This is a genomic window from Streptomyces sp. cf386 (genome assembly GCF_900103585.1).
GTDB lineage: Bacteria > Actinomycetota > Actinomycetes > Streptomycetales > Streptomycetaceae > Streptomyces.
The window spans coordinates 116611-138073 of the sequence record NZ_FNHV01000013.1; the positions used below are offsets into that span (position 1 = coordinate 116611).

Annotated in this window: 17 protein-coding genes; 12 read left to right on the forward strand and 5 right to left on the reverse strand. The window is 71.4% G+C overall.

Annotated elements, in window-relative coordinates:
- Window positions 1-143 precede the first annotated feature (143 nt).
- A complete protein-coding gene (locus BLU79_RS30580; protein ID WP_093909179.1) occupies window positions 144-2681 on the forward strand; it encodes a SpoIIE family protein phosphatase in 2538 nt (845 codons plus the stop codon).
- Window positions 2678-3787: a sugar ABC transporter substrate-binding protein gene (locus BLU79_RS30585; protein WP_093909180.1), complete on the forward strand. Its 1110-nt coding sequence runs from the start codon at window positions 2678-2680 to the stop codon at window positions 3785-3787. The genes BLU79_RS30580 and BLU79_RS30585 overlap by 4 nt, the downstream gene beginning before the upstream one ends.
- Window positions 3788-3860: 73 nt before the next feature.
- On the opposite strand, the gene BLU79_RS30590 is transcribed toward BLU79_RS30585, so the two are convergent.
- Window positions 3861-5675 carry an ABC transporter ATP-binding protein gene (locus tag BLU79_RS30590; protein ID WP_093909181.1) on the reverse strand — a complete coding sequence of 605 codons (1815 nt, stop codon included), beginning with the start codon at window positions 5673-5675 and terminating at the stop codon, window positions 3861-3863.
- 307 nt (window positions 5676-5982) lie between these two features.
- Here BLU79_RS30590 and BLU79_RS30595 point away from each other — a divergent pair, with 307 nt between their 5' ends.
- A complete protein-coding gene (locus BLU79_RS30595; protein ID WP_177001249.1) occupies window positions 5983-6390 on the forward strand; it encodes a hypothetical protein in 408 nt (135 codons plus the stop codon).
- Window positions 6391-6572: 182 nt separating this feature from the next.
- On the opposite strand, the gene BLU79_RS30600 is transcribed toward BLU79_RS30595, so the two are convergent.
- On the reverse strand, window positions 6573-7499 hold the full coding sequence (locus tag BLU79_RS30600) for a GNAT family N-acetyltransferase (RefSeq protein ID WP_093909183.1): 927 nt from the start codon (window positions 7497-7499) through the stop codon (window positions 6573-6575).
- Window positions 7500-7611: 112 nt separating this feature from the next.
- Between BLU79_RS30600 and BLU79_RS30605 the strand changes: the two genes are divergently transcribed.
- Window positions 7612-8421, forward strand: coding sequence for a DUF817 domain-containing protein (locus BLU79_RS30605; RefSeq protein WP_177001243.1), 810 nt, complete (start codon window positions 7612-7614; stop codon window positions 8419-8421).
- Between the two features lie 20 nt (window positions 8422-8441).
- Here the strand turns inward: BLU79_RS30605 and BLU79_RS30610 are convergent, their stop codons facing one another.
- From BLU79_RS30610 to BLU79_RS30620, 3 genes are all read right to left on the reverse strand, one after another.
- Window positions 8442-8771 (reverse strand): antibiotic biosynthesis monooxygenase family protein, encoded by a 330-nt coding sequence (locus BLU79_RS30610; protein ID WP_093909184.1) that lies wholly within the window; start codon window positions 8769-8771, stop codon window positions 8442-8444.
- 107 nt (window positions 8772-8878) lie between these two features.
- A complete protein-coding gene (locus BLU79_RS30615; RefSeq protein ID WP_093909185.1) occupies window positions 8879-10057 on the reverse strand; it encodes a S1 family peptidase in 1179 nt (392 codons plus the stop codon).
- Window positions 10058-10218: 161 nt separating this feature from the next.
- Window positions 10219-11169 (reverse strand): aldo/keto reductase, encoded by a 951-nt coding sequence (locus BLU79_RS30620; RefSeq protein WP_305657767.1) that lies wholly within the window; start codon window positions 11167-11169, stop codon window positions 10219-10221.
- A gap of 157 nt (window positions 11170-11326) precedes the next feature.
- Here BLU79_RS30620 and BLU79_RS30625 point away from each other — a divergent pair, with 157 nt between their 5' ends.
- The 8 genes from BLU79_RS30625 (at window position 11327) to dgoD (ending at window position 21462) form a co-directional block, all read left to right on the forward strand.
- Window positions 11327-13474 carry a DUF8189 domain-containing protein gene (locus tag BLU79_RS30625; RefSeq protein ID WP_093909336.1) on the forward strand — a complete coding sequence of 716 codons (2148 nt, stop codon included), beginning with the start codon at window positions 11327-11329 and terminating at the stop codon, window positions 13472-13474.
- Window positions 13475-13494: 20 nt separating this feature from the next.
- Window positions 13495-14781 (forward strand): ABC transporter substrate-binding protein, encoded by a 1287-nt coding sequence (locus BLU79_RS30630; RefSeq protein ID WP_093909337.1) that lies wholly within the window; start codon window positions 13495-13497, stop codon window positions 14779-14781.
- Window position 14782: 1 nt separating this feature from the next.
- Entirely contained in the window at window positions 14783-15718 is a 936-nt protein-coding gene (locus BLU79_RS30635) for a carbohydrate ABC transporter permease (RefSeq protein ID WP_093909186.1), read from the forward strand.
- A complete protein-coding gene (locus BLU79_RS30640; protein WP_093909187.1) occupies window positions 15718-16566 on the forward strand; it encodes a carbohydrate ABC transporter permease in 849 nt (282 codons plus the stop codon). The genes BLU79_RS30635 and BLU79_RS30640 overlap by 1 nt, the downstream gene beginning before the upstream one ends.
- A complete protein-coding gene (locus BLU79_RS30645; protein WP_093909188.1) occupies window positions 16563-18644 on the forward strand; it encodes an alpha-galactosidase in 2082 nt (693 codons plus the stop codon). The genes BLU79_RS30640 and BLU79_RS30645 overlap by 4 nt, the downstream gene beginning before the upstream one ends.
- 91 nt (window positions 18645-18735) lie before the next feature.
- Window positions 18736-19509, forward strand: a complete 774-nt coding sequence (locus BLU79_RS30650; RefSeq protein ID WP_093909338.1) for an SDR family NAD(P)-dependent oxidoreductase — start codon at window positions 18736-18738, stop codon at window positions 19507-19509.
- Window positions 19510-19549: 40 nt separating this feature from the next.
- The gene (locus BLU79_RS30655) at window positions 19550-20320 is read left to right on the forward strand and encodes a FadR/GntR family transcriptional regulator (RefSeq protein ID WP_093909189.1); all 771 of its coding nucleotides are present in this window, start codon (window positions 19550-19552) and stop codon (window positions 20318-20320) included.
- Entirely contained in the window at window positions 20317-21462 is a 1146-nt protein-coding gene (gene dgoD / locus BLU79_RS30660) for a galactonate dehydratase (RefSeq protein WP_093909190.1), read from the forward strand. The genes BLU79_RS30655 and dgoD overlap by 4 nt, the downstream gene beginning before the upstream one ends.
- Window position 21463: the final 1 nt, after the last annotated feature.

The window sequence follows — 21463 nt, forward strand, 5'->3', positions numbered from 1 at the left end:
CGGGCGGCGCCCGGATGGTGCCCGGACGATAGGTGAATCATGCTGATCTGTCTGCTTCGCCCCTATGTGAGAGGCTGGTAGCGGAGCGCCCCCGATCTCACCTGTCGGCACCTGTGGCCTTGAGGCGGGAGGAAGGTGCGGACATGCCTCATGACGGTCGTGCCCGGACCGGCGTCTCGCAGCTGCGGGCATCGGAGCGCGGGGCCGCGGGCACCGGAACACCGCCTCCGGAGCGCGAGGCCGCCCCGGGGGAGCGGGCCCTGACGTTCGCCGGAGCCGCGCTGGCGGCTGTCTACGTCCCCGGCGCCGGCGACGCGGAGCTCCGGCTGGTGGAGACGGCCGGAGACGGTGCGGCCCAGTACGACCTGCCCAAGCTGCTGTCCCTGGCCGTTGACTCACCCGCCGCGCGGGCCCTGCGCACCGACCGGCCGCTCTGGCTGGACCCCGCGGCCCTCGCCGCCTACGACGACGAAGGAGTGCCGACACCGCCGCGCGGCCGGACGTCACTGGGTGCGCTGCCCCTCAGGGCGGAGGGCGGACGGCGGGGCTGCCTCGTCGTCGTGGGCACATCGGCCGACGGATTCGACCGCGACCAACGGCGCTTCCTGGAGCGGTACGCCGACGCCGTCGCCGATCTGTTCCGGGCCGCCGCCGACGGCCCCGGACCGCTCTCGCTGCTGAGGCCCGCCCTGCGTGCGCTGCGCGTCGGCTCCTTCGTCCTGGTCCCGGACACCGGCGTGATCGACGCGGACGAGACGCTGCTCGGGCTGGTCGGCATCACCCCGGCCGACTTCGACGGCAAGGCGGACACCCTGCTCGCGAACGCCCTCCCGGAGGACATGCACGCGCTGATGTCGGTCCTGGAGCCGTCCACCCCCGAGTCCGCCCGGCGCGAGCTGGAGTTCCGGGTCCGCCTCCCCACGGGCGAGGTGCGCTGGCTGAGTCTGCGGTGCCGGGTGGCGGCGAGCCCCGACGACCGGCCCCAGCAGCTGCTGGGTGTGGTGACGGCGACCTCCGTGCAGCGCCGCAGCGCCGACGACGTGTCCCGGATCCAGTGGCTGACCGCCGCACTCGACGACGCCGTGACGGTCCAGGACGTCGGCCGCGTGGTGGTCACCGCACTGCGCGAACCGCTGGCCGCCGATCGGGTGGCGCTCGCCGAGCTGCGGGAGGACCGGCTGGCGGTGATCGTGCTCGACCCGCCGCAGCCCCGCGCCTGGCCGGAGACCTGGCGTGCCCAGTGGCGCTCGGAGTGGCCCGACGCCCCCGTGCGAGCCCTGCCCACCCTCCAACTGGCGCTGCGGGACGGGCGGATGGATCTGTGGCCCGCCGGCACGGCCCTCGAAGTGGGACTCGCCGGCATCGGCGCCGGAGGCCTGGCCGTCATGCCGCTGCCCGTCAAGGGAGGGGTCGTCGGTGTCTGCCTGGTCGGCTGGGACCAGCCCCACGAGTTCGCCCCCGAGGAGCGGTCCGTGCTGACCGCTTCCGCCGCACTGATCGGACAGGCCCTCGAACGGGCGCACGCCTACGACGCCGAGCAGGAGCTCGCCACGATGCTCCAGCGCAGCCTGCTGCCCCGGCGGCTGCCCGAACTGCCCGGGGGCACGGCCGTCGCCCGCTATCTGCCGGCCCGGCGCGGGCTCCAGGTCGGTGGTGACTGGTACGACGTCATCGTCATCTCCGAGGACCGGGTGGCCCTGGTCATCGGCGATGTCCAGGGGCACAGCGCCGGAGCCGCGACGATCATGGGCCAGATGCGCACCGCGGTACGGGCGTACGCGGTGGAGGGCCACCCCCCGGACGTGGTCGTCTCCCACGCCAACCGGCTGCTCGTCGGCATGGAGACCGACCTCTTCGCCACCTGCTGCTATGTCGAACTGGACATGGAGGAGGGCAACGCGCTGTTCGTGCGTGCCGGGCACCTCTCCCCGCTGGTCCGTCACCCCGACGGCACCACCGAGGAGGTGCAGGTCGAGGGAGGGCTCCCGCTGGGCGTGCTCGCCGAGGCGGAGTTCCCCATGACCGCGGTGGCTCTGACCCCGGGCACGGTGCTCGCCCTGGTCACCGACGGCCTGGTCGAGGCCGCCGACCTTCCCCTGGACGAGGGGATGGACCGGACACGCGTCGCGCTCGCCGCGGCCGACCCGGCCGACCCCGGGCGGTTGGCGGACGACCTGCTCGGCGACGAGGGCCGCCGAGAGGACGACGTCGCGCTGTTGGTCCTGCGCTACGAGGGCATGGGGGCCCGGCCGATCCGGGCCGGCTGGGAGGTGTGGCGGCTGCCGGACGCCGTCATGCACGCCCGCCGTTTCACGGCACGCACCCTGCGCCGGTGGAAGGTCGCGGAAGCCGCCGACGGGGTGCTGCTCGTCGTGTCCGAACTGGTCACCAACGCTCTGGTGCACACGCAGGGATCGGTACGCCTCGACCTGATCCTCCGCGGCGACCTGGTGCGCGTGAGCGTGACCGATGCCTCGCCGCGGGCCCCCGCCAAACCGGTGATCGTGGACTGGGAGTCGACCGGCGGCCGGGGCCTGCTCCTCGTCGAAGCGATGTCGGACACTTTCGGATCCGTGCCCGTGGCCGGCGGCAAGCAGGTGTGGAGCGAGATCCGCGTGCCACGCCCCGAGCCGGCCCTCGCGGACGCGGTGCCGTCAGGGAACCCAGGGGGCCTGCCATGAAGACCCGTACTCGTACCCGTTCCGGTAACCGCAGCCGTATCCGTACGCGGCAGGTCGTCGCGGCGCTCGTCGCCGGACTCCTGACGATGTCCCTGGCCGCCTGCGGGGGAGAGGACGAGGCCGACACGGACAGCTTCACCATCGGCCTGCTGTTCCCGAACCGGGTGACCCCCCGCTGGGAGAGGTGGGACAAGCCGCTGATCGAGCGGAAGTTGAAGGAGTCGTGCCCTCGTTGCACCGTGGTGTACGCCAACGCCGGGGGCGACGTGGCGACGCAACGCCAACAGATGATCTCCATGATCACCAAGGGCGCCAGGGTCCTGATACTCGACCCTGCCGACAGCAAGGCGATGCGCTCCTCGGTCCAGGAGGCACGTAGGGCGGGCGCCTCGGTCATCGCCTATGACCGGCTCGTCGAAGGACCGATCTCGGGCTATGTCAGTTTCAACGGCGCGCAGGTCGGCAGGCTCCAGGGCGAGGCGCTCCTGGAGGCCATGGGGGGCGGCGGGAACATCGTCATGATGAACGGCGACCCGACCAGCGCCAACGCGGCGTGGTTCCGCAAGGGCGCGCTGTCCGTCATCACGGGCAAGCTGAACATCGCCAGGTCGTACGACACCGCGGCCTGGAGCACCGACAACGCCCACGCCAACATGTCCGCCGCCATCGGGGCCCTGGGCTCGGACCGGATCGGCGGCGTCCTGGCCGCCAACGACTCCATCGCCGCAGGAGTCATCTCCGCTTTCAAGACGGCCGGTGTCAGGAGGCTTCCCCCCGTTACCGGCCAGGATGCCGACCTGGACGCCGTGCAGCGCATCATCAAGGGCGAGCAGTACATGACGGTGTACAAACCGTTCATGGACGAAGCGACTGCAGCCGCCGACATGGCCGTCGCCCTGGGGCGTGGCGAGGACATCGGGGACATGGCCACGACGACGCTGGACAGCGCCACCACCGAGGACATCCCGGCCGTACTGCTCACTCCGCGAGCGGTGACGGTCGAGAACATCAAGGAGACACTCGTCAAGGACGGCGTGTACAGCGTCGAGCAGATCTGCACCCGCAAGATCCGGCCCGCCTGCACCCAGGCCGGACTCTCCCCGTGAGGACTTCGCGCCCCCGATACCCGGCAGACGGGCGACGGAACGCGTCCGCCGCCCGCCCCGGGCAGTCTCCGGCTCAGGGCAACTCGGCCCGCGCCGGGCTTTCGTCGAGGAAGCCGCCCGACTGGTGCTGCCACAGCTTGGCGTAGGCGCCCTCCGCCGTGAGCAGTTCGTCGTGGGTGCCCTGCTCGACGATCTGTCCGCGGTCGAGGACGACGAGCCGGTCCATGCCGGCGACCGTGCTCAGCCGGTGTGCCACCACCAGCGCGGTCCGCCCGTCCATGAGCCGCCACAGCGCCTCCTGGACGAGGATCTCGCTCTCCGAGTCCAGCGCGCTGGTCGCCTCGTCGAGCAGCAGGATCGGCGCGTCCCGCAGGATCGCCCGAGCGAGAGCCACCCGCTGGCGCTGGCCGCCGGACAGCTTGACGCCCCGCTCGCCCACCAAGGTGTCGAAGCCGTACGGCAGCGCGTCGGCGAACTCCGTGACATGCGCCGCCTCCGCCGCCCGGTGGATCTCGGCGTCGGTGGCGTCCGGCCGGGCGAACGCGATGTTGTCCCGCAGCGTGCGGTGGAACATCGCCGGGTCCTGCGGCACATAGGCCATCAGACCGCGCAGGTCGGCCTGGCGCAGCCGGCTGATGTCCTGACCGCCGATCAGGATCCGGCCGGAGTCGATGTCCGTCATCCTTAACAGCAGCCGGGTGAGCGTGGTCTTGCCGCCACCGGACCGGCCGACGAGGCCGATCTTCGACCCGGCGGGCACATCCAGGTCGAGGCCCTCGAACAGCGGCCGGCCACCGGCGTGGGCGAAGTCCACCCGCTCGAAGCGGACATCGGCGGCCCCGCACACCAGCGGCTCCGGCGACGGCGGGTCGAGCACCGTCGGCGGCGCCAACAGCAGTTCGGTGAACTGTGCCGCCTCCGTCATCGAGCTCTCCAGCCGACGGTAGATCTGGTTGAACTCGAACATGATCCGGGTCGCGTTGCTGTAGTAGGTGAAGGCCACCACGATCGCCTCCACGCCGTGCGCGCCCCCGCCGAGGGTGACCGCGAGCAGCAGCCCCAGCGCGTTGGTCAGCGCCGCCATCGGCGCGACCAGGGTGTCGATGCGCAGATTGCCGTAGTCCCACGACCGCAGCGTGAGCCGCCGGGATGCCGCGACGCGGGCGCGGTGCTCGGCCGCCTCCCGCCCCTCGGCGGCGAACGCCCGCACCGTGTCCATGTTCATCAGGCTGTCGGCGACATGGCCCGACACCCGGGCGATCGCCTCCTCACGCTCGTCGACGAGCGCCTGGCGGCGCCGGATCAGCGGTACCACGCACACGGCCGTCACGGCGATCATCACCAACAGCCCGACCACGAGCAGCGGTTCGTACCGCCACAGCACCACCGCCCCGAACGCCAGCGGCACGAAGCTGCCCACGATCTGGAACGTCAGCGTGTCGACGAACTGCTCGAAACGCGAGGCGAAGCTCAGGACGCGTTTGGTCAGCGACCCGGCGAAGTTGTCGTGGAAGAACGCGGCGTCCTTGGCGAACAGCTCGTCCATCCCGATCACGTACAGGTGCTCGATGCCCAGGGCGTCGAGGCGGTTCAGACAGTGCAGGGCGATGCGCCACAGCCCCTCCGAGAGCAGCAGCACACCGACGAAGCCGAGGACGTACGGCAGCGCCGAGCCGACCGTGATGTCCTTGTCCTCGGCGATGTCACCCACGAGCTTGGCGACGATCAGCGGCGCGATGTAGTTGATTCCGATGTTGCCCAGCGCCGAGAGCAGCATCGTGGGTGCGGTCAGCCGGCGGAGCCTGGCCAACTCCCGTCCGTAGTAGCGAAGTGCGAGTAGTACCGAGCGTTTGCCCGGTTGGACCTTGCGTGATTGAGGCGGTTCCATCCCAACCCTGTGTTGTTCTGCGGCAGCCTGCCTCGCGTCACCGCGGGCAGGGGTCATCGCCGGCGACGGCCGTGTGAGTTCGGGTTCGAGTGCGGAAGTGTCCCGCGACGGCGACCGCGCAGTCCAAGTGTTTTCCGGTCGGGAAACGGCCCTCGGGAGCAGGTCGGCACGGTGTGGGCCACCGGTCTCGGACCCCTGTCTTCACCGCATCGGACCCGCACGGTATGCAGGGACACCACAGCCCCAACTCCCCAGGCCCACGGAGGACTTCGTGCGACTCCTGCCCCGCTCCACGTCCGGCTGGACCATGGCCGTGTTCGGTGTCCTCGCCGCCGCGACGGGCGTCGTCGGGCTCATCGCCCCGGACGCCCTCCTCACCGTCATGGGCTTCACCCGTGCAGGGGACGCCCGGCGTGCGGAGGGGGATCACACACTGGTCTTCCTGACCGCGTCATCGATGGCGGCACTCAACATGGGCGTGTACTACGTACTGGCCGCCCTCTCCGACTGGCGGGCGTTCTTCCGCTGGACCGTCCCGTTCCGCCTGCTGACCTGCACGGTCTTCACCCTGGCGGTACTCGGCGGCCGTGCCCCGTCCGGCTTCCTCGGCGTGGGCCTGTGGGAGGGGCTCGGCGCGCTGGCCACGGCCGCGGCCCTCCGCCACGAGAAGCAGCGCAAGGCGCTCCCCGACGCCGAAGGGCCGGCTGCCGCCTGAGCCCGGGCGAGGTCTCATGGGAACGGCGGCGGCGGGAGGTTGGACCGACTCATCCGTACGGCGGTGAGGGCGGCCGGCGCGGCGGCGCTGCCGGAGACCGCTACCTGCGCCTATTGATCCCCGCCGCCCGCCGCCCGCCGCCTCGCCCACTGACCCCGGCCGGCCCTCGTCGACATCGGCGCTCACTTCAGGACCGCCTCCCAGGTGTCGACGGCGAAGTGGACGGTCAGCCCGTGCCGGGCGTAAAGGGCGGGAGCCCCCGTGGCGTTGGCGGTGTCCACGCCGAGCCCGACCGTCTCCCGTCCGCGCGCGGCGAAGGTCCCGAAGGCGTGCCGCAGCAGCAGCCCACCGAGACCTTGGCCACGGGCTTCGCGCAGCACTCCGATGCTGGGGATCCAGCCCATCGCCTCCCGGTCGTCGCGGGCAATGAGAAACCCGGCGTCTCCCAGCTCCTCGGTGCCGACGATCCACACCAGCGACCAGTCGAGCACGTCGGCGTCGACGTCCTCCTGCCACTGGTCGTAGGTACGCGACTGGAAGTCGAAGTGCTGGGCGAAGCTCGACTGGTACAGCGCATGCACCCGCGCACGATCCGCCTCGTCGACACATGCGCGCAGCCGTACGCCGGGCGGAACCTCCGGCACGACGTCCTCGGCCACGTCGAGGGGCCGGTGCAGCACGTGATAGCGCCGTACGGCGTACCAGCCCCGCTGCTCGATCAGCCTCGTGTCGAGCGTGGGCTCCGTGTTGAGGTGCAGATGCACCACCGCCCTCGCGGCACCGTTCGCCCGGGCCTTGTCCAAGGCCCGGGCCTCCATCGCGTCCAGCAGCAGTTCCCCCGCCTGCTGGTGCTCGGGCAGCACATAGTGGTCGATGTCGACGCGCTCGCCCCCCGACTCGTCCCACAGCAGCCCGTAGGCCACCAGCCGGTCGCCGTCGAAGGCCAGCCAGGAGTCGCGATCCAGCACGATGTCGGACCGCTTCAGATCGGCCTCGACGGTGTGCAGGTCGGTCTCGGGCCGGCCGATCTCCAACCGGTCGATGTCGTTGAGCAGGTCGGTGACGGCGGCCGCGTCGGTGAGGCCGGCGGGGCGAAGGACGTAGGTCATGGGCTCAGGGTCCGGGGGAGGGGAGGACGCCTGCAACGGGTTTTCGACGGTCGCCGTACTCGTTGGGGTACTGACGAACCGCGCAGGCCACAGGGCCGTCCTTCAAGGCATCATGCTCACCACCATCAACACCGGCCCCCTGGCCTCCTCGGTTCGTCACCTGCTCGACTTCGCCTGGACGCAGACCCGGTCCTGCGCCTTCGCCATCGCCCTGCTCTCCGGCGTGGCCGCGTCCACCCTGCTGCCCGGCCTCCCCGTGGCCCGCTACGACCTGCTCGTCGCCTACGGCGTGCTGCTCAGCCTGCTGTTCTGGCTGCGCGGCTGGGAGAACGGCCGGGACATCGCCGTGATCGCCCTCTGCCATGTCATCGGCCTGGCCTTCGAGCTGGTGAAGGTGTCCCTCGGTTCGTGGAGCTACCCGGAACCCGCCGTGCTGAAGTTCGCGGGCGTCCCGCTGTACGGAGGGTTCCTCTACGCGGCCGTCGGCAGCTACGTCTGCCGTGCCTGGCGCCTGTTCGACCTGGAGCTGGTCCGCTACCGGCCGCGTACGACGGCGGTCGTGGCCGCGGCGATCTACGTCAACTTCTTCAGCCACCACTGGCTGCCCGACATGCGCTGGCTCCTGGCCGGCCTGCTCCTGGCCGTCACCGCGGGCACCTCGGTGCGCTACACGGTCCGCGGGGTCCGCCGCCGGATGCCGCTGGCGCTGTCGTTCGTCCTGATCGGCTTCTTCCTCTGGGTCGCGGAGAACCTCGCCACCTACCTGGGCGCCTGGCGCTACCCCTACCAGCTGCACGGCTGGGAGCCCGTGGGAGTGGAGAAGTTCGGCGCCTGGTCCCTGCTGATCAGCGTCACCTTCGTCCTGGCAGCGGTGACCCGTCAGCGCCGCCACCCTGACGCCGACCGGCCGGGGGCACCGTAGGCACCCCCGGCCGGTAACCGCTACTTGCTCGTCGGCGCCGCCTGCTGCACGACCTCGAAGGACCACAGCGTGGACCCGCTGGCCGCCGGCTTGGGGCGTTCGGCGTTCTCCGCGCCGCCGCCCTGGTGGGCCGCCTTCATCGGTCCCTCCATCCAGGCCTGGAAGGACTCCTCGTCACGCCAGCGCGTGTAGACGAGGTACTGGTCGGTGCCGTCGACCGGCCGCAGGAGTTCGAACCACTCGAACCCGTCGGAGCTCTCCACGGCGTGCGCACGCGAGGCGAACCGCTTCTCGAGCGTCTCGCGCTGCTCGGCGGGGACGGTCAGTACGTTGATCTTGACTACGCTCATGGTCCTCATCCTGCCGCACGCCTTCGGGCAGCCGGACAGCGACTCGGCCCGCACGGGTCCGATGCCGCGCCGCGAGTGGCGCCCCCGTCGCCGGGGGCGCCGCCCGATCAGGCCGTGTGCAGGGTCAGCCCGTAGCGGTTGAGGATCTCGTTGATCGGCTGGAACCAGGTCTCCCCGCCGCCGGAGCAGTTGCCCCAGCCGCCCGAGGTGACCCCCTGTGCCTGGTCACCGCTGATGAAGGAGCCGCCGGAGTCGCCGGGTTCGGCGCAGACGCTGGTCTTGGTCATCTGGTGCACCGCGCCCTGGCTGTAGTTGACCGTCTCGTTCTTGGCCAGCACCCTTCCGCAGTGCCAGTGCGTAGTGGAGCCGGAGCGGCATATGGAGCTGCCGACGGGCGCCTCGCCCGAGCCGCGCACGAGCTGGTCCGGGACCGTGCCCCAGCCGAGGACCACCGGCACGGTCCACCAGCCGCTGCCGACACTCACCCAGGCGTAGTCGTCGCCCGGGAACGAGGAGCCCTGGAACGAACCGACGTAGCTGCCGTCCCAGCCCCTGACCCCGGCGCCCGCCTGGCCGCAGTGGCCCGCCGTGACGAACCCGCCGTGCACGGAGAAGCCTATGGAACAGCGGACGTTGCCCGTGTAGTACGGGTCGCCGCCGACCGTTCCGGCAGCGAAGGTGCGCGGAGCCGCGGCGACCGTCTCGACGGTGACCGGCCCGGCTGCCAGGGCGCGGGAGACGAACCGCCGGACATCGTTGTCGGCCTGCCGGTCGCGTACGACGTTCACGACGACCGTGTTGGCCATCGGATCGACATGCCAGCTGCTGACGCCCGAAGGCGCCGAGATGCGGTCGATACGGGCCTTGGCCGCGTCGAGTTCGCGCGCGCTGTGCGCGACGGTGCGCACCGTCGCTCCGGTGGCCCGGACCTTCCGCACGGTCGCGGGCGGGGCGTCCGAGGTGACGGCCACGGTCAGCCGCTCGCTCTCCGGGTCGAACCAGGCGCCGCCGTAGGCGGACCCGGCGGCCTTTCGTGCCTTCGGGGTGCGGTCCATGGCGGTGCGTTCCGCGGCGAGTCGCGCCTCGGCCTGCCGCTTCGACAGGCCGAGGTCGCGCTGCATCGCCTTCAGCAGTCCGGCGGAGGCGGGTTCGGTGTCGGCCGCCGAGACGGAGTCGTTCGTCGAGGCGGAGTCGTTGGCCGAGGCGGCTCCGGTGCCGCTCGCGGTCCAGCCTCCGAACATGAGGAGTACGGCCAGTCCTGCGTGCGTGAGTCTGATGCGTCTCAAAGGAGTTGCCCTTCGTCGTTCCAGCAAGGTGGGGTGGAACAACCGCAAGCTGAGAGCGCTCTCATTCAGGGTCGGGCAGAGCCTAGCGATGGCGGCGTGTCAGGTCCATACCAATGCAGGCCGGAATTCCGATATGGCCGCCCGCTGTGACCGCCCACGCCTCAGTCGAGGTTGCCGGTCCGGGCGTCCCGCCACAGTTCGACTCCGCCGTCGGTGGCGTACTTGTCGATCTCGGCCAGCTCCTCGTCGCCGAAGTCGAGGTTCTCCAACGCGGCGACGCTCTGCTCGAGTTGCCCGGTCCGGGAGGCGCCGATCACCAGCGAGGTCACACGCCGGTCGCGCAGGGCCCAGGCGGGCGCCATCTGGGCGAGGGTCTGGCCGCGCCGGGCCGCGATGTCGTTGAGCGCGCGCAGCCTGCGCAGCATGTCGTCCGACAGCCACGCCTCGTCGAACGACTTGCCCTGCGTGGCCCGCGAGTCCGCGGGGACGCCGTCGAGGTAGCGCCCGGTCGGCAGCCCCTGCGCGAGTGCCGTGAAGCCGATGACCCCGAAGCCCTCCTGCTCGGCGGTGTCGAGCAGTCCCTCGTTCTCGATCCAGCGGTTGAGCATGCTGTACGACGGCTGGTGGATGAGCAGGGGCGTGCCCGGCTCGCGGAGGATCGCGGCCGCCTGCCGGGTGCGCTCCGTGTCGTAGGAGGAGATGCCGACGTTCAGGGCCTTGCCCCGGCGGACGGCCGTGTCGAGCGCGCCCATCGTCTCCTCCAGCAGGGTGCCGGCGTCGAGCCGGTGGGAGTAGAAGATGTCCACGTACTCCAGCCCGGTCCGCCGCAGCGACTGGTCGAGCGAGGCGAGCACGTACTTGCGGGAACCGCCGCCCTGGCCGTACGGGCCGGGCCACATGTCCCAGCCGGCCTTGGTGGAGACCACCAGTTCGTCCCGGTACGGCGCGAGGTCCTGCTTCATCAGGCGGCCGAAATTGATCTCCGCGGAGCCGTAGGGCGGACCGTAGTTGTTGGCGAGGTCGTGGTGGGTGATGCCCAGGTCGAAGGCGCGCAGAGCGATCTCGCGCTGGCTCTCGAAGGGGCGGTCGTCACCCTCTGAGGCCCAGCGCATCGTTCCCTTCCGTGCGACCGCGCCGTGGCAGGGAAGCAGGGGCCGGCGAGCCCATGTTTCTTTAAATTAGTAATTAATATTGACAGGATTCCGGCCGCGCGCCACAGTCGTCGCCGTGACCGACGGCCCCGCCCCGAGCGGCCCGCGTCATCTCCTGATGCTTCCCAACCTCCGGGAGAGGCACGTGACTTCACTCGTCCTAGCCACCGCGATCTCCGTGGTCCTGACCGCGTCCACCGCCCCTGCCGCCACCGCGGACACCACCGTGGACCAGGGCGCGCCCGCCTACTACGACAGCGGTCTCGCGCCGACGCCGTACATGGGCTGGAACACCTACTACGGGCTCGGCGCGCCCACCGAGAAGGAGGTCCGCGCGGTCGCCGACAAGCTCGTGAGCAGTGGTCTGCGCGACAGCGGATACGACATCGTGTGGCTGGACGGCGGCTGGCAGGCCGACAACCCCCGTGACGCGCAAGGGCGGCTGACGGCCCACCCCGACCGCTTCCCGTCCGGCATCCCGGCCCTGGTCTCCTACCTCCACCGACGCGGACTGAAGGCAGGCATCTACACGGACGCCGGCACCTACGACGGCGGCAAGACCTGTGGGCTCGGCAGCCGCGGCCACTACGACCAGGACGCACGGCAGTTCGCCGACTGGAAGGTCGACGCGATCAAGGTCGACTTCCTGTGCGGCATCGGCGCGAAGCTCGATCCGGGGCCCGCGTTCAAGGAGTTCAGCGACGCCGTCGCCAAGTCCGGACGCAGGATGCTGCTCAATCTGTGCAACCCGCTCACCGACGACTGGGGCCTGCCGCACACGCCGGAGCAGGACGCGCACAACACCTACGCCTACGCCCCGACGATCGCGGACTCCTGGCGCACCGGCACGGACATCGCCTGGGGCACCCCGAGCCCCGGCCAGTGGCCCAACGTGCTGCGCAACATGGACGCCAACGCCTGGCATCCCGAGGCGCAGGGGCCCGGTCGCTACAACGACCCCGACTACCTCATCCCCATGCGCCGCATGGCCGACGGGTCGTACGAGCTGACGCAGGAGGAGTCCACCACCCAGTTCGTGATGTGGGCCGAGATGGGCTCCCCGCTGGTCCTCGGCTCCGACCCGCGCACACTGTCCGAGTCGATGATCAAGACCCTGCGCAACCCCGAGATCATCGGCGTCAACCAGGACCGGCTCGCCGTCCAGGGTGTCCGCGTGGCCACGGACTCCGTCGGCGACGTCTACAGCAAGGTCCTCTCGGGGCACGGCCGCCGCGCGGTCGTCCTGCTCAACCGCTCCGACCGACCGGCCCTGCGCACCGTGAACTTCGCCGACGCGGCGCTGGGCGGGTCGGTCGAGGTGCGCGACCTGCGGGCCCGTGCCGATCGCGGCACGCACACCGGGTCGTACACCGTCGAGGTCCCCGCCCACGGCACCGCCTTCCTGAAGCTGACCGGCGAGGACGCCCTGCCGGGCACGAGCCTGGGCGAGAAGGCCAGCGCGAGCCCGGCCGTGGTGCGCGACGGAGACACGCTCACGACCTTCTACCGCGGACCGCGCGGAAACCTCGTCCAGCACTCGGCGGGCGCGGACGGCAGCGGAACGCCGCGTACGAGGGACCTCGGAGGTCCGACCGGGGGAGGGATCCTCGGCCAACCGGCCGCCTACGCCTCCGCCGGAGGCCGTATCGACGTGTTCGTGCGCGGCGCCGACTCCCGCATGTACCGGCGGGTGTTCGCCGACGGAGGCTGGGGCGGCTGGCAGAGCCTCGGCGGGCAGGTGACCGACGCCCCGTCCGTGGCCTTCACCGACCCCACCCACTGGACCCTCGTCGCGCGCGGGGCGGACGGGCGGATCGTGCAGCGCGGGCCCTCGTCCGACTGGTCGTCGCTGGGGGCGCCGGGAGACCGGCCGACGTACGGCAGACCGGCCGCCGCCGTCGACGCCCAGGGTCGCGTTCATGTCGCCGTGCGCACCTCGGCGGACGACGTGTGGACGCGGTCGCGGGACGCCTCGGGGGAGTGGTCGGGGTGGACCTCGCTCGGCGGGACCGTGAGCGGCAGTCCGACGCTCGTCGCCGTGGGCGACGCCGTGGTGCTGTACGCGCGGGCGGGCGACTACACGCTCTGGCAGCAGCGCCACGAAGGCGGCGCCTGGCAGGGCTGGACGAAGCGGCAGGAGTTCCCCAGCGCCGCGTTCGAGGGCGCGCTCGGGGCGGTCGCGGGGGCTGACGGTGCGGTCGACGCCGTGTTCCGCGGGGTCGACGGGGTCGTCCACCGGACCCAGTTCAAGCAGATCAGCAAGTGATGACCTGGCGGGAGCCCTCCATGACGAACCTTCAACCCAGCCGACGGCGCTTCCTCGCCGGACTCGGCGCCGCCGGGACGACAGCGCTGCTCAGCGGCTGCGTCACCTCGACCTCGTCCTCGAAGTCCTCCTCCGAGGGCGCGGTCACCCTCCAGTCCAACCTGTCCGCACCGCAGGCCAAGGCGGCGATGGAGGACGTCGTCGCCGCCTACGGAAAGAAGGGCGCCGAAGGCGTCAGCCTCAACACGGTCGCCGCGGAGACCTTCCGCACCCAGCTGCCGACGTACCTGACGTCCGCCAACCCGCCGGACGTCTACACCTGGTACCCCGGCTCGGTCGCGGACGCCTACGCCAAGAAGGACCTGCTGCTCGACCTCGACGGGCTGTGGGACGGCCCCGACCTCAAGCGCTACTCCAAGGCGCTGCACACGCTGTGCACCGCGAGCTCCGGCAAGAAGGTCTTCGTCCCCTCCACCTACTACTGGTGGGGCATGTTCTACCGGAAGTCCCACTTCGCCAAGTGGGGCGTGAGCGAGCCCAAGAGCTGGGACGACTTCCTCGACCTGTGCGACAAGCTCAAGAGCAAGGGCGTCGCCCCGATCGGGCTGGGCGCCGGCGGCAACACCGCCTGGGTGGCCTCCGCCTGGTTCGACTACCTCGACATCCGCATCAACGGCGCCCAGTACCACCGCCGACTCCTCGCCGGACAGCACCGGTTCGACGACCCCGAGGTCCGCAAGGTCTTCGACCGCTGGCAGGAGGTGCTGCCGTACTTCGACCCGAACGGCACCGCGGGCGCCTTCCAGGACGCGACGACCGCCCTGCTCAACGGCCGCAGCGGCATGATGCTGATCGGCACCTTCTTCGCCGACGCGGCACCCAAGGACGCCCTCGACGACATCGACTTCTTCCGCTTCCCGGTCATCGACCCGAAGGTCCCGCTCGCCGAGGAGGCCCCCACCGACGGCTACTTCGCCAGCGCCCGCACCGGACGCCGCGACGGAGTCCTCGACCTTCTGGGCCACCTCGCCACCGCCGAGGCGCAGGAGACGTACATCAAGGGATCGTCCGGCACCGTCCTGCCCTGCCACCCCGACGCCAAGGACTCCGGCACCCCGCTGGTGAAGAAGGGCCGTGCACACATCGAGGAGGCGGCCGAGATCACCCAGTTCTTCAACCGCGACTCCAGCGATGCCCTGCAGCCCACCGCGGACAACGCACTGACCAAGTTCCTCGCCAGGCCCAAGGAGATCGGGAGCATCCTCACCGACTGGCAGCGCGAGGCCGAGAAGATCTGGAAGGCCTGACATGGCCGTCCTGACCGCCCCCCACCGCAAACTCCCGGTCCCGGCGCCGTCCCGTGGCGGCCGGGGCCGGGGCCCTCGGCGCACACCCCCGCTGGTCCTCGCCTTCGTCCTCGTCCCGCTGCTCGCCGAGGCGGTGTGGGTGTTCTGGCCCGCGCTCCAGGGCTTCTACCTCGCGCTGACCAGCTGGGACGGCGTGTCGGCACCGAGGTTCGTCGGCCTGGACAACTTCCGGGAGATGGCGGGCGACGACGTCTTCCGCGGCGCGGCAGGCAACACGGCGCTCTGGCTGGTGCTGTTCGGCGGCCTGTCCGCCCTGCTGGGCCTCGCGGCCGCCCTGCTCCTCCAGCAGGAGCGGCGCGGCGTCGGCTTCTACCGGGCCGCCCTCTTCCTGCCCGTCGTCTTCTCCCTGGTCGCCACCGCCCTGGTCTGGCAGGCCATCTACCAGCCCGACGGCGTCCTCAACCAACTCCTGGAATCCGTCGGCCTCGGCAGCCTCCGGCACGCCTGGCTCGCCGACCAGGACACCGCCCTGTACGCGGTCATCGTGCCCGCGCTGTGGCGGCAGATCGGCTACGTGATGGTCCTGTACCTCGCGGGGTTGAAGGGCATCGACCCGGCCCTGTACGAGGCCGCCAAGGTCGACGGCGCGAGCGCCTGGCAGCGCTTCCGGCATGTCACCCTGCCCCAACTGCGCAGCGTCAACGCGGTCGTTCTGTCGGTCATCGTCATCGACTCGCTGCGCTCCTTCGACGTCGTGTGGTCGCTGACCCGCGGCGGCCCCTACCACTCGTCCGAACTGCTGAGCACCTACATGTACTCGACCGCCTTCCAGTCCCTGCGGCTCGGCTACGGCTCCGCCCTCGCCGTCGTCATCTTCGTGCTGGCCTTCGGCGTCATCGCCTCCTATCTCGTCCGCGCGTTCCGGGAGGCCGACTGATGTCCGCCGACTCCACGGCGGTGCGTCGCAAGCGGGCCGCGACCGCCGGATTCCATCTGAGCGCCGGCGCCCTGGCCGTCCTGTGGCTGCTGCCCATCGCCCTGGTCGTCGTCACCAGCCTGCGCTCCTTCGACGACATCGCCGCCAACGGACTGGGCAGCCTGCCCCGCTCCTTCACCCTCGACAACTTCCGCCTGGCCTGGGTCGACGGCGGCCAGGGGCGCGCCCTGGTCAACAGCCTGATCGTCACCGTCCCCTGCGTCCTGGTGACACTGGCACTGGCGGCCATGGCCGCGTTCGCCCTCAGCCGCTACGAACTGCCCCTGCGCCGCTCCCTGTTGCTGCTGATGCTCGGCGGCAACCTGCTCCCGCCGCAGATCCTGCTCATCCCCGTCTCCAAGCTGAGCGAGATGATGGGCGTGTACGACACCCTGCCCGCCCTGATCGGCGTGCAGATCGGTTTCGGCGTCGGCTTCTACGTCTTCGTCCTGCACGGCTTCATGCGGGCCATCCCCGTCGAGATCCAGCAGGCGGCCGTCGTCGACGGGGCCGGCCCCTGGCAGATCTTCTGGCGGATCATCCTGCCGCTGACCCGCCCCGCGCTCGCCGCGCTCAGCGCCCTGTCGTTCACCTGGATCTTCAACGACCTGCTGTGGGCGATCACCGTGCTGCGCAGCGACATCAAGATGCCGATCACCGCGGCCCTCATCGGTCTCCAGGGCCAGTACGTGTCCATGTGGAACGTGATCGCCGCCGGATCCGTCATCGCCGCCGCCCCCACCGTCGCCGTATTCCTGCGCTTCCAGCGCCACTTCGTGGCCGGCCTGAACCTCGGAGCAGTCAAGTGACGCCGTCCCAGCGCTGGACCCTGCGCACCGAACACACCGGCTACACCGTCCGGCTGTCCCCGGACGGACCCTGGGCCGAACTGGACGCCTGGGGCCCGCACGGCGTCGAGACCGGACCGTCGGCCCTCGACTGGTCCCACCGCACCCATTTCATCACGCCCGCCGACGCCGCCCCGGCCGAGTATCTGCCGTACGGGCTACGGCCGTTCAACGGCGCCGACCTCGTCGCGAGCCGCCCCGGCCACGAGCGCGGCACGTGGTGGACCTTCACCGGAGCCGAGGCGTCCCCGGACGAGCACAGCCTCCGCCTCACCTTCACCGACGACGTCCTCGGCCTGCGCACCACCCTGTGCTACGCCACCGTCCCGGACACCGACGTCCTGCACCGCTGGACCGAACTCACCTGCACGGGACCCGAGGAACTGCGCCTGGAACGCCTCGACTCGGCCGCCGTGAACATCCCCGTCACCGCTGGTGCCCGCCTCACCTACCTCACCGGACAGTGGTCGCAGGAGTTCCAGCGCACCCGACTCGACATCAGCAGAGGCGTGTTCACCATGGGCAGCACCCAGGGCGTGCCCGGCCACGCCTACGCGCCCTGGCTCGCGGTGCAGGACCGGACCACCGACGACGCCCCCGCTTACGGTGTCGCCCTGGAGTGGCCCGGCAACTGGCACATCACCGCCGAGGCCGAACCCGGCGGCGCGGTCCGGGTACGGGCCGGGCGGGTGCCCCACGAAGGAGCCGTCGTCCTGGCCCCCGGCGCCACCCTGACCACACCTCGCCTCGCCTGCGCGATGAGCCCGGACGGCCTGGACGGTCTGTCCCGTGTCTGGCACCGCTACGACCGCCGGCTCGCCGGCGACCGCCTGCGGCGCCCCCGCAAGGTCCTCTACAACTCCTGGGAGGCCACCGGCTTCGACGTCGACGCGGCCGGCCAGCTCGAACTCGCCAAAGTCGCGGCCGACATCGGAGCGGAGCTGTTCGTCGTCGACGACGGGTGGTTCACCGGCCGCGGCGACGACACAGTCGGACTCGGCGACTGGTATCCGGACCCGGTCGCCTTCCCGCAGGGCTTCGACCGGTTCGTCGACGACGTGCGCGGCCTGGGCCTGGACTTCGGTCTGTGGGTCGAGCCCGAGGCGGTGAGTCCTGCCAGCCGTCTTAACGCCGAACACCCCGACTGGGTCTATCGCATCGACGACCGGCCCGCCCGCCTGATCCGCAACCAGCTCCTGCTCGACCTCGGCCGTACCGACGTCCAGGAATTCGTGATCGGCACCCTGGACCGGCTCCTCGGTACCTACGCCATCGGCTACCTCAAGTGGGACATGAACCGCCCGCCCACCGAACGCGGCCGACCCGGCGCCGGGCACGTCGACCTCGACGCCGAGCACGTCGCCGGATACCTGCGCGTCCTGGACCACCTGCGCACCGCCCACCCCGACGTCACCGTCGAGGGCTGCGCGGGCGGCGGCGGCCGTGTCGACCACGCGACGCTGGCCCGCACCGACATCGTCTGGCCCAGCGACAACACCGCCCCGCTGGACCGGCTGACCGTCCAGCACGGCTTCCTGCACGCCCACGCACCGCACGTCATGAGCTCGTGGGTCACCGACGCACCGGGCATCTTCGACCCGCGCCCGCGCAGCCTCGCCTTCCGCTTCGTGAACGCCATGTGCGGAGTGCTGGGCATCGGGGCCGACCTGCGTGAGTGGACCCCGGAGCAGCGGGCCGAGGCCGCGCGGTGGGTCGCCCGCTACAAGGAGGTGCGGGACGTCATCCACCACGGAGAGACCCGGCTGCTCGGCTCCCCGGCGGACACGACCTGCGGGGTGCAGTACGACGCCGGTGACCGCACGGTCGTCGCCGCGCTGAGCACCGGGCGCCTCGACGGCGCCCCGCTCGTGCCCGGACGGCCCGACCGGCTCCGGCTGCGGGGGCTGGACCCGGCGGCCCGCTATCGGGACACGGCGACGGGGACGACGTACGGCGGAGCCCATCTGCTGCACTACGGGCTGCCCTTCGCCTGGAGTGCCGATCATGATGCCGACCTGGTGGTACTGACACGGCAGTGAGCCGCATATGTTTCCCGCACGGCCCGTACTCGCTCAGCGAGCTCACGAAGGCACGAAGGACATGAAGGACACGAAAGGAGTCGACCCCACGATGGATCAGTCCCCTCGCAGGCCCGGCGGCCGCTTCGCCGGCCGCACGGCCGTGGTCACCGGCGCGGCCTCCGGCATCGGAGCCGCCACCGCCGAACGCCTGGCCGAGGAGGGAGCCGCCGTCGTGCTCGCCGACGTGGCGGAGGAGGGCGGCGCGGCGGTGGCCGAACGGATCGCGAGGGACGGTGGCCGGGCCCGGTTCGTGCGGGCCGATGTGGCGGCGGAGGACGATTGGCGCCGGCTCGTGGCAGCCGCCCACGCCTTCGGGCCCGTGGACGTCCTCGTCAGCAACGCCTTCACCGTCGACGTGGCCCCGGCGCACGAACTGACCCTGGAGTCGTGGCAGCGGCAGCTCGCCGTCAACGTGACCGCGAGCTTCCTCGGCTTCCGGGCGGTGCTTCCCGATCTGCGGGCCCGGCGGGGAGCGGCGGTGCTGACCTCGTCCGTCCACGCGCGCATGGGCATCCCCGGTCACCCTGCCTACGCCGCGTCCAAGGGCGCCCTGCTGTCCCTGTGCGGCCAGCTCGCCGTCGAGTACGGGCCCGAGGTCCGGGTCAACGCCGTCGTGCCGGGGCCGATCCTGACGGCGGCCTGGGACCGGGTGCCGCCCGAGGAACGCGAGCGCAGCGTCGCCGAGACGGCGGCCCGTCGCTTCGGCACCCCGGATGAAGTGGCCGCGGCCATCGCCTTCCTCAGCGCCGGCGAAGCCTCCTTCATCACCGGGACGAGCCTCGTCGTAGACGGGGGCTGGAGCGTCGTGAAGGCCTCGGCATGACCACCGCAGTCCCCACTCACCGGCAGAAAGGCTGTACGACATGACGCCCTACGCCCGCCGCGGCGTGCACGGCCAGACCGTGGAGGCCCTCGCCCGCCGCATCCTGGGCGGACAGATCCCCGAGGGAGCCACGCTCGACCTGGTGGCGCTGCAGAGCGAGTTGGACGTCAGTCTCACCGCCCTGCGCGAGTCCCTGAAGGTGCTGGCCGCCAAGGGCATGGTCGACGCCCGCCAGAAACGCGGCACGTTCGTCAGGGCCCGCGCCGACTGGAACCTGCTCGACGCCGACGTACTGCGCTGGCAGTTCGAGGGCGCCGACCACGCCACCGACGCCGACCGGACGCTGCTGCGCAACCTCTCCGAGGTGCGTGCCATCGTCGAACCGGCCGCGGTACGCCTGGCCGCCGAGCGCCGCACCGACGCCGACCTGACCGCCCTGGAGGCGGCGTTGGAGGCGATGGGGGAGCGAGGCGCCGACCCGGGGCAGGCCGTGGACGCCGACCTCGCCTTCCACCGCGCCCTGCTCGCCGCCACCCACAACGAGCTGCTCGAACGCATGGAGATGGTCATCGAGCCGGGCCTCGCCCACCGCGACCGCATCGTGCACAGCCACCCGCACAGCGAGGACCCCGTACCGGCCCACCGCGCCGTCCTGGACGCCGTACGCGACCAGGACCCGCGGGCGGCCGAGGCGGCGATGCGGGCCCTGCTCGCCCAGGCCGGACGCGACCTGGACCGGATCGACGGCCCCGACGACACGATCCCGGGCGACGCGATTCCCGACGACACGAAAGGCGCCGGCGGCAAGTGAAGATCACTCGAATAGAAACCTTCCTGGTCCCGCCGCGCTGGCTGTTCTGCCGGATCGAGACCGACGACGGCGTGGTCGGCTGGGGCGAACCCGTCGTCGAGGGCCGCGCCGAGGTGGTACGCGCCGCCGTGGACGTGCTCGCCGAGTACCTCGTCGGCCAGGACCCGCTGCGCATCCAGGACCACTGGCAGGTCCTCACCAAGGGCGGCTTCTACCGCGGCGGCCCCGTCCTCTCCAGCGCCGTCGCCGGCCTCGACCAGGCCCTCTGGGACATCGCGGGCAAGACCTACGGCGCCCCCGTGCACGCCCTGCTGGGCGGTCCCGTGCGTGAACGTGTCCGCGTCTACGCCTGGGTCGGCGGCGACGAACCCGCCGAGCTCGCCGAACAAATAGCCGCCCAGGTGGACGCCGGTTTCACCGCGGTCAAGATGAACGCCGCGGGCGCCACCGCGCCGATCGCCACCGCGGCCGAGACGGCTGCCGTCGTCGCCCGGGTGGCCGCCGCCCGTGACGCCCTCGGCCCCGACCGCGACGTCGCCGTCGACTTCCACGGCCGCTTCACCGCCGCGAGCGCCCGCCGCGTCCTGGCCGAACTCGCCCCGCTGCACCCGCTGTTCGTGGAGGAACCCGTACTCCCCGAACACGGTCACCTGCTGCCCGGCCTGGTCGCCGCGACCCCGATCCCCCTCGCCACCGGCGAACGCCTCTACTCGCGCGCCGAGTTCCTGCCCGCCCTCACCGCGGGCATCGCCGTCGCCCAGCCCGACCTGTCCCACGCCGGCGGCATCTCCGAGGTCCACCGCATCGCCTCCCTCGCCGACACCTACGGCGCCCAGCTCGCCCCGCACTGCCCCCTCGGCCCGATCGCGCTCGCCGCCAGCCTCCAAGTCGCGTTCGCCACCCCGAACTTCCTGATCCAGGAACAGAGCCGAGGCATCCACTACAACAAGGACGCCGACCTGCTCTCCTACCTGGCCGACCCCGCCCCGTTCCGCTTCGTGGACGGACACGCACCCCGCAACACCGCGCCCGGCCTGGGCATCACCATCGACGAGGTGGCCGTACGCGCCGCGGACCGCACCGGACACGCCTGGCGCAACCCGGTCTGGCGGCACTCCGACGACTCCTTCGCCGAGTGGTGAC